This is a genomic window from Sphingomonas sp., assembly GCF_031361285.1.
Taxonomy (GTDB): Bacteria; Pseudomonadota; Alphaproteobacteria; order Sphingomonadales; family Sphingomonadaceae; genus Sphingomicrobium.
On the sequence record NZ_JANMCO010000027.1, the window covers coordinates 1 to 7,158 of the forward strand.

The window sequence follows — 7,158 nt, forward strand, 5'->3', positions numbered from 1 at the left end:
GAGCGCTAGGCTCGCTCCCATGCTCCAACCCGCTGACCTTTCCCCGCTCCCCCAGGCCGAAGCGCCGCGCGATTGCCCGCTGTGCCCACGTCTGGCGCGGTTTCGCGGGGCATGCCGCGCCGAGCATCCCGACTGGTGGAACGCGCCAGTGCCGGCGTTTGGCGATCCTGAGGCATGGCTGGCGATCGTCGGGCTCGCCCCGGGCAAGCAGGGCGCCAACCGCACCGGACGGCCGTTCACCGGCGATTTTGCGGGGGAGTTGCTCTATGCGACGCTCGCCAGGTTCGGGCTGAGCGAGGGCGACTATCGCGCCGACCGCGGTGACGGGTTGCACCTGTCGGGCGCGATCATCCTCAATGCCGTCAAGTGCCTACCGCCCGCCAACAAGCCTGAGACGGCCGAAATCGCGACCTGCCGCCCGTTCCTTGAAGAGGCGCTGGGCCAGTTGCCGCGACTGAAGGTGATCGTCGCGCTCGGCCAGATCGCACATGGCAGCGCGGCGCGGGCGCTGTCGCTGAAGCCGGGGGCGACCCGTTTCGCTCATGCCGCCGAACATCCCGCGCCGCATGGGATCACTTTGCTGTCGAGCTATCATTGCAGCCGCTACAACCAGAACACGCGGCGGCTCGACGCGGCGATGTTCGAACGCGTGTTCGCCCGCGCGGTGGCGTTGCGCGATGGCTGACGAGATCCGCACCGAGCGGCTGGTGATGCGGCGCGCGCGGCCCGACGACGTGACCGCGCTCCATCGCATCATGAGCGATCCGGTCGCGATGCGTTACTGGTCGACCCCGCCGCATACCGAGCTGGCGACGACCGAGGCGTGGCTGGAGTCGATGATCGGCGCCGATCCGGCGCACAGCGACGACTTCATCATTACCCTTGACGGAGCGTCGATCGGCAAGCTCGGCGCGTGGAAACTGCCCGACGTCGGCTTCCTGATCGACCCGGCTGAGTGGGGCAGGGGATTGGCCAGCGAGGCGCTCGCCGCCTTTATCGCCCGCCGCCGCGCGCTTGGATCGGCGGAGCTCCTCGCCGACGTCGACCCGCGTAACACGCCCTCGCTCAAATTGCTCGAGCGCCACGCCTTCGTCGAAACCCACCGCGTAGCGGGCACGTGGAAGGTCGGCGACGCGCTGTGCGACAGCGTCTATCTGCGTCTGGACCTTCGACCGCGTTAGGATGCCGCGCTAGGCTGGCGGGATCAGCAGGCTGAGGCAGGTCAGTCCGGCTTCGGCCTTGGCGAATTCCGAGACATCGACGCTGGCCACCGCGAACCCCCTGGCGGCAAGCCTTCCGGCGGTGCGCGGGTGGGCTTGCTGCATGACGAGGGAGCCGCCGATCGCGAGGCAGTTGCCGGCGAACGGCTCGGCCGGGTCGACCTCGATCTGGTCGAACGCGGCGAACAGGGTGCGGTCCACCCAGGCCGGGTTGATCAGCACGCACGCGTCGCTGGCGGCGGTTACCGCGGTCTTGAGATGCAGCGCGGCATCGCCCGGGACCGCGGTGACCGTGTAGCCGAATGGCGCGACCGCCGTTCGCAGCGCGTCGATCCCGGCGACATTGGTGCGGCTGGTGAGGCCGACGAAGACCGCCGTGCCGACGCGCAGCACGTCGCCGCCGTCAATCGTCGCCGGGCGGTCGATGGCGAGGACCGGCCGGTCACCGGGAAGCGCGCCGCGCAGCATCGCGGGCTCGGCGCGGCGCGATTCGACGCCGGGTGAGGTCAGGACGAAGCATTCGCGAAAGGCGAGCGCAGCGTCCTCGACGAAGCAGCTGTCGGGATAGGCGGGCAGCGGGTCGAGGATGGTGACCGCGGCGCCAAGTCGCGCGAGCAGGTCGGCGTAGGCGCGGTGCTGGACGAGCGCCCGCTCGATGTCGATCGGAACGCGGTCGATATGAGTCAGCTCGCACTGGGCCAGCGACGGCGACGGCATGCGCAGCACGGCGCGCACCCGCTCAGACATCTTCGACCAGTCGTCCGTACAGCTCGGGCCGGCGGTCGCGGAAGAAGCCGAACGCCGCGCGGTGCTTTTTCGCGGCCGCAATATCCAGCTTGGCGACCAGCACGCCGGTCTCATCGGCGCCAAACTCGGCAAGGATGTCGCCGCGCTCGTCGCAGATGAAGCTGTGGCCATAAAAGCGTTGGTCGCCTTCGGTGCCGATGCGGTTGGCGGCGACGACGGGGACGACATTCGACACCGCGTGGCCGATCATCGCCCGGCGCCACAGCCGCGAGGTGTCGAGGTCGGGGTCATGCGGCTCGGTCCCGATCGCGGTCGGGTAGAACAGGATTTCGGCGCCCATCAGCATCATCGCCCGCGCGGCTTCCGGATACCATTGGTCCCAGCAGATGCCGACGCCGAGCGTCGTCCCCGCGCCGGGCCACACCCTGAAGCCGGTGTTGCCTGGTCGGAAATAGAATTTTTCCTGATAGCCCGGGCCGTCGGGGATGTGGCTCTTGCGATAGACCCCGGCGATTTTCCCGTCGGGGTTCACCATCGCGAGGCTGTTGTAATGGTGCTGGCCGTCGAGCTCGAAAAAGCTGGTCGGGATCCAGATTTTGTATTCCTCGGCGAGCTTTTGCATCGCCAGCACCGAGGGGTGGTCAGCGGTGGCGCGCGCATTGGCGAATAGCGCCTCATCCTCGGTGCGGCAGAAATAGGGTCCTTCAAACAGCTCTGGTGGAAGCACGACCCGCGCGCCCTTGCCATGCGCCTCGCGGACGAGGTCGGAGACATTGGCGATGTTCTCAGCGGTGTCCTCGCCGAACGCGAGCTGGAGCGAGGCGACGGTGATCTTGGTCATACCTGTTCTGACCCCGAGACGATTTCCCAACGAGCCTCTGGTGTATCGTTGGCGGTTACGAATTGACGAGCTTCAGCGAACCTCTGCGCTGGCGTGGAGATCGGAGCACCAGCCATCGTGAAATCGATTATCAAATCGATCGGAGCTTCGTAACGCCCATCTTGCAAGAACCTAAAGCCGTCTAATCCAAACAGCTCAATTCCAGCACTTTCAAGGCGTTGCAGTTCAACCGTCGCTTCGTGCGTCGTGAGCATTTCGATCATGCGGGCACCTGCTGGCTGATGCAGTGGAAGCTGCCGCCTCCGGTTAGCACATGGTCGGCGCGCAGCCCGATGACGCGGCGATCGGGGAAGATGTCCTGCAGCGCCTCGACCGCGGCGGCATCGTTGGGCGCGCCGTACTGGGGCACCACCACGACCGCATTGCCGATGTAGAAGTTCATGTAACTGGCGGGGATGATCTTGCCGTCACGCTCGACCGCGCCGGGCGAGGGGATGGCGACCACTTCGAGATCGGCGTCGAGCAGCGCCTCGGCGGCGTCGGCGTAAGTGGCGGCGTTGGGATCGTCCTCGACCGCCTCGGGAATCGTCACGCGCCCCGGCGCGACGAACCGCGCCAGATTGTCGACATGGCCGTCGGTGTGGTCGTTGATGAGGCCATCACCGAGCCACACAATGCGGCTCGCGCCGAGGTCGCGCGTCAAGCGCTGCTCGACTTCGTCCTTGCCGAAGCCGGGGTTGCGGTTGGGGTTGAGCAAACACTCCTCGGTGGTCAGGAACACGCCCGTCCCGTCGCCGTCGATCGCGCCGCCTTCGAGGATCCAGTCGGACTTCTGGTAGGGGAGCCCCGCGGCGGCTGCGAGTCGCTCGCCGATGCTGTCATCGCCCTCAAGGTCGTACTTGTCGCCCCAGCCGTTGAAGCCGAAGCCCTGCGCGCGGCGCTCGGCGCCGGTCCCGCACAGGATCGCGCCGGTGTCGCGCAGCCAGATGTCGCCGAACGGCTCGACGATCACCGTGGCGAACGGCGCCAGCCGCCGTGCCTCGGTGGCCACTGCCTCGTCGGCCGCGACCAGCCGCACCTCCTCACCCGCGCCATCGGCATGGACCGCCGCGGCGAAGGCGGCGACTTCGGCCTGGGCCGGGGCGAGGTCGTCCTTCCACAGCGCGGGGTCGCTCGGAAAGCCAATCCACACGGCTTGGTGGGGCGCCCATTCGGGTAGGGGATTGGAATTCATGTGCGGCCTCTAACGCGACAAACGAAAAAGGGCGACCCCGCGGGGCCGCCCTCTCGTTTCCGCGATGTCCCAAAGGATCAGCGCGAATAGAATTCGACCACCAGGTTCGGCTCCATCCGCACCGGGTAGGGAACTTCGTCGAGCTTTGGCACGCGGGCGAAGGTCGCCTTGGCGGTGCCGTCGGGTACGACATAATCGGGGATGTCGCGCTCGGCGAGGCTTTGCGCTTCCATCACCAGCGCCATTTCCTGCGCCTTGGGGCCAAGCTCGATCACGTCGTTGACCGCGCAGCGGCGCGACGCGATGTTGCACTTGATGCCGTTGACGCGGATGTGACCGTGGCTGACCATCTGGCGGGCCGACCAGATGGTCGGCGCGAACTTGGCGCGATAGACGATCATGTCGAGCCGGCGCTCGAGCAGGCCGATGAGGTTCTGCGACGCATCGCCCTTCATCTTGGCGGCGTGCTGGAAGGTCTGCTTGAACTGCTTTTCGGTGACGTCGCCGTAATAGCCCTTGAGCTTCTGCTTGGCGCGCAGCTGGATGCCGAAGTCCGACACCTTGGACTTGCGGCGCTGGCCGTGCTGGCCGGGACCATATTCGCGGCGGTTGACCGGGCTCTTGGGACGTCCGAAGACGTTCTCGCCCATCCGGCGGTCGAGTTTATACTTGGCGCTTTTGCGCTTCGACATGATGTTCTCCAACTTGCTTCGTTTCGTGTCCGGGGCCGCACCGCTTGGCCATATACCAAACGCGACCACCGCTTCACCGGACGTGCGGGGTCAATTGCGAAGGCGCGCGCCTAGCTGCCCCGCCCAATTACGTCAAGCAAAAGCCGGTTTAAAGACCATGGGCCATGGTGACGGAGTCGCGCGCCTGCTTCTCCTGCCGCATCCGGTCGAGTTGCTGCTCGGAGATGCCGTCTCCGGTCGTGTCGACTGTTCCACACGCGGCGCGGCGGTTCATGATCGAGCCGGTCGGAGCGCGAACCGGGCAGACCTTGGGCTTTTCGGCCACGTCGGTCACCGCCGGTTTTGTCGAGTTCGCGGTCGAACCTTGCGGGTCTCCTTGCATTCCTATCGCGAACAAAAAGACCAATGGAATCATGATCGCTCCCCTCTCTGCAACCGTGTATGGGTCCGATCCTGATTGACCTCGGCGCGAGTGCCCCAACCGGTCGGAATCCACAACCTTCGTTAACATAGCAGCGTGCAATGCGCCTTTCAATTGGAGCAATTGCCGCGAAGATGATGAACTCCGCGCCCTAATCATGTGAGTTTCCGGACCGACCGGGTGGCCACTAACCGATCGCGGCTCGACAGTCGCCCGATCGCGGCTAGAAAGGACCGATGCCCCTTTCTCCCCGACACTGTTCCACCATGACCGACGTCCGTGCCGGCGTCGATGAGGTGGATCGGCAGATCCTCGCTCTGTTGCAACAACGCTTCGGTTACATGGAGGCGGCGGCGCGGATCAAGCCGGATCGCGGCGCGGTCCGCGACGAGGCGCGCAAGATCGAGGTTCATGCCAGGGTTGCGGCCGAGGCCGAACGGCTCGGTTTGCCTGCTGGCCGACTGGCTCCCGTGTGGGAGGAATTGATGGAGCAGTCGATCGCTTATGAATTGGAGCGCTTCGACGAGCGCCGTTGAACTAGCTGCGGGGATGTGGGCGTTCGAGCGAGGATAGTACCCCGCGCAGCGTACGGATTTCCTGCGATGACCAGCCGGGCTTGGTCAGCACGCCGCGCAACGCCCGGCGGAAAGTCGGCGCCCGGCCGGCCGGGAAGAAATAACCGGCGCCTTCGAGCATGTGGTCGAGGTGCCCGATCAGCCCGTCGAGTTCCTCTTGCGGCGCGGGCGGATCGAGCGCCGTCGCCGGCGGGCTTTCAAGCGCGACCCCTTTCGACCCTTCATAGGCGCACAGGATGACCGCCTGGGCGAGGTTGAGGGAGCCGAATTCGGGATTGATCGGGACCGTGATGATCGTCCGCGCAACGCCCAGGTCGTCGGTCTCGAGGCCCGATCGCTCCGGCCCGAACAGGATCGCCGAGCGGCCAACGGCGGCGTGGATCGAGCGCGCGGCCTCCTCTGGAGTCATCACCGGCCGGTCGACTCCGCGCTTGCGCACGGTGGTCGCATAGACATAAGCGCAGTCGGCGGTGGCCTCGGCGACGTTGTCGAACAGCTGGGCTCGCTCCAGCACCACGTCCGCCCCGCTCGCCGCTGGTCCCGCGTCCGGGTTCGGCCAGCCGTCGCGCGGCGCCACCAAGCGCAACTCGGTCAATCCGAAGTTCAACATCGCCCGCGCTGCCTTGCCGATGTTTTGCCCAAGCTGCGGGCGGACGAGGATGATGATGGGTGGCGAAGTCTCGCTCATATCAGCTTGTCGAGGAGGCCGGGGCCGTCGGGCGGCGTATCGCCGACCGCTTCGGCGATTTCGGCGAAGTCGCCGGCTTCGCTGAAGTCCTTGTAAACGCTGGCGAAGCGAATGTAGGCGACCGGGTCGAGACCCTTTAGGCCGTACATCACCAGCTGGCCGATCTGGTTGGCGGTAGCTTCGTCGCCGCTGGTTTCGAGCCGCCGCTGGATGCCGTTGGCGAGCCGCTCGATCTGCCCGGCATCGATGTTGCGCTTGCGGCAGGCAAGAGCGATCGCCCGCTCCAGCTTGGCGCGATCGAACGGCTCGCGCTTGCCGTCCTTCTTGAGCACGGTTAGCTCGCGCAGCTGGACCCGTTCAAAGGTGGTGAAGCGCTGGCCGCAGCCGGCGCATTCGCGGCGGCGGCGGATCGAGGTGCCGTCCTCGGACGGGCGACTGTCCTTCACCTGGCTATCGTCATGGGCGCAGAAGGGGCAGCGCAAGCGTCGCTACCCTTGGTAAATCGGGAAGCGGGCGCACAAAGCGCGGACGCGGGCGTTGACGTCGCGCTCGATCGAAGCATCGCCACCCTTGGCCACGGCTTCGAGGACGTCGGCGACCATGTCGCCGATGTCGGCAAATTCGGCCTCGCCGAAGCCGCGGGTCGTGCCGGCGGGCGAACCGACGCGGATGCCGCTGGTCTGCATCGGCGGCAGCGGGTCGAACGGAACGCCATTCTTGTTGCAGGTGATGCCGGCGCG

The 7,158-nt window shown here is 66.4% G+C and carries 11 protein-coding genes and 1 pseudogene; 3 read left to right on the plus strand and 9 right to left on the minus strand.

Annotated elements, in window-relative coordinates; genetic code table 11:
• The first annotated feature begins 19 nt into the window (after positions 1 to 19).
• Both RMO25_RS02715 and RMO25_RS02720 read left to right on the plus strand, forming a co-directional pair.
• Positions 20 to 685: a uracil-DNA glycosylase gene (locus RMO25_RS02715; RefSeq protein ID WP_309661072.1), complete on the plus strand. Its 666-nt coding sequence runs from the start codon at positions 20 to 22 to the stop codon at positions 683 to 685.
• Entirely contained in the window at positions 678 to 1,181 is a 504-nt protein-coding gene (locus tag RMO25_RS02720; protein WP_309661073.1) for a GNAT family N-acetyltransferase, read from the plus strand. Before RMO25_RS02715 ends, RMO25_RS02720 begins: the two co-directional genes overlap by 8 nt.
• A 9-nt stretch (positions 1,182 to 1,190) precedes the next feature.
• Here RMO25_RS02720 and RMO25_RS02725 read toward each other — a convergent pair whose 3' ends face one another.
• The 6 genes from RMO25_RS02725 to RMO25_RS02750 all read right to left on the minus strand — a co-directional run bounded on the left by RMO25_RS02725 (position 1,191) and on the right by RMO25_RS02750 (position 5,149).
• A complete protein-coding gene (locus RMO25_RS02725; protein ID WP_309661074.1) occupies positions 1,191 to 1,967 on the minus strand; it encodes a N(G),N(G)-dimethylarginine dimethylaminohydrolase in 777 nt (258 codons plus the stop codon).
• The gene (gene aguB / locus RMO25_RS02730) at positions 1,960 to 2,808 is read right to left on the minus strand and encodes an N-carbamoylputrescine amidase (RefSeq protein ID WP_309661075.1); all 849 of its coding nucleotides are present in this window, start codon (positions 2,806 to 2,808) and stop codon (positions 1,960 to 1,962) included. Before aguB ends, RMO25_RS02725 begins: the two co-directional genes overlap by 8 nt.
• Positions 2,805 to 3,071 (minus strand): hypothetical protein, encoded by a 267-nt coding sequence (locus RMO25_RS02735; RefSeq protein WP_309661076.1) that lies wholly within the window; start codon positions 3,069 to 3,071, stop codon positions 2,805 to 2,807. Before RMO25_RS02735 ends, aguB begins: the two co-directional genes overlap by 4 nt.
• Positions 3,068 to 4,042: an agmatine deiminase family protein gene (locus tag RMO25_RS02740; protein ID WP_309661077.1), complete on the minus strand. Its 975-nt coding sequence runs from the start codon at positions 4,040 to 4,042 to the stop codon at positions 3,068 to 3,070. Before RMO25_RS02740 ends, RMO25_RS02735 begins: the two co-directional genes overlap by 4 nt.
• A 77-nt stretch (positions 4,043 to 4,119) precedes the next feature.
• On the minus strand, positions 4,120 to 4,734 hold the full coding sequence (gene rpsD, locus RMO25_RS02745; RefSeq protein ID WP_309661078.1) for a 30S ribosomal protein S4: 615 nt from the start codon (positions 4,732 to 4,734) through the stop codon (positions 4,120 to 4,122).
• 148 nt (positions 4,735 to 4,882) lie between these two features.
• Positions 4,883 to 5,149, minus strand: a complete 267-nt coding sequence (locus RMO25_RS02750; RefSeq protein ID WP_309661079.1) for a hypothetical protein — start codon at positions 5,147 to 5,149, stop codon at positions 4,883 to 4,885.
• A 272-nt stretch (positions 5,150 to 5,421) separates the two neighbouring features.
• Between RMO25_RS02750 and RMO25_RS02755 the strand changes: the two genes are divergently transcribed.
• Complete coding sequence (locus RMO25_RS02755) at positions 5,422 to 5,691, plus strand: chorismate mutase (RefSeq protein WP_309661080.1); 270 nt, start codon at positions 5,422 to 5,424, stop codon at positions 5,689 to 5,691.
• Position 5,692: 1 nt separating this feature from the next.
• On the opposite strand, the gene RMO25_RS02760 is transcribed toward RMO25_RS02755, so the two are convergent.
• The 3 genes and pseudogenes from RMO25_RS02760 to glyA form a co-directional block, all read right to left on the minus strand.
• Positions 5,693 to 6,418 (minus strand): RNA methyltransferase, encoded by a 726-nt coding sequence (locus RMO25_RS02760; protein ID WP_309661081.1) that lies wholly within the window; start codon positions 6,416 to 6,418, stop codon positions 5,693 to 5,695.
• On the minus strand, positions 6,415 to 6,900 hold the full coding sequence (nrdR, locus tag RMO25_RS02765; RefSeq protein WP_309661082.1) for a transcriptional regulator NrdR: 486 nt from the start codon (positions 6,898 to 6,900) through the stop codon (positions 6,415 to 6,417). Before nrdR ends, RMO25_RS02760 begins: the two co-directional genes overlap by 4 nt.
• A gap of 6 nt (positions 6,901 to 6,906) precedes the next feature.
• A pseudogene (glyA, locus tag RMO25_RS02770) lies at positions 6,907 to 7,158 on the minus strand (serine hydroxymethyltransferase); the annotation flags it as partial.

Bases quoted from the DNA above. Each gene is read 5' to 3' on its own strand.
- RMO25_RS02715 (WP_309661072.1), top strand. From the start codon at position 20: ATGCTCCAACCCGCTGACCTTTCCCCGCTCCCCCAGGCCGAAGCGCCG.
- RMO25_RS02720 (WP_309661073.1), top strand. From the start codon at position 678: ATGGCTGACGAGATCCGCACCGAGCGGCTGGTGATGCGGCGCGCGCGG.
- RMO25_RS02725 (WP_309661074.1), bottom strand. From the start codon at position 1,967: ATGTCTGAGCGGGTGCGCGCCGTGCTGCGCATGCCGTCGCCGTCGCTG.
- aguB (WP_309661075.1), bottom strand. From the start codon at position 2,808: ATGACCAAGATCACCGTCGCCTCGCTCCAGCTCGCGTTCGGCGAGGAC.
- RMO25_RS02735 (WP_309661076.1), bottom strand. From the start codon at position 3,071: ATGATCGAAATGCTCACGACGCACGAAGCGACGGTTGAACTGCAACGC.
- RMO25_RS02740 (WP_309661077.1), bottom strand. From the start codon at position 4,042: ATGAATTCCAATCCCCTACCCGAATGGGCGCCCCACCAAGCCGTGTGG.
- rpsD (WP_309661078.1), bottom strand. From the start codon at position 4,734: ATGTCGAAGCGCAAAAGCGCCAAGTATAAACTCGACCGCCGGATGGGC.
- RMO25_RS02750 (WP_309661079.1), bottom strand. From the start codon at position 5,149: ATGATTCCATTGGTCTTTTTGTTCGCGATAGGAATGCAAGGAGACCCG.
- RMO25_RS02755 (WP_309661080.1), top strand. From the start codon at position 5,422: ATGACCGACGTCCGTGCCGGCGTCGATGAGGTGGATCGGCAGATCCTC.
- RMO25_RS02760 (WP_309661081.1), bottom strand. From the start codon at position 6,418: ATGAGCGAGACTTCGCCACCCATCATCATCCTCGTCCGCCCGCAGCTT.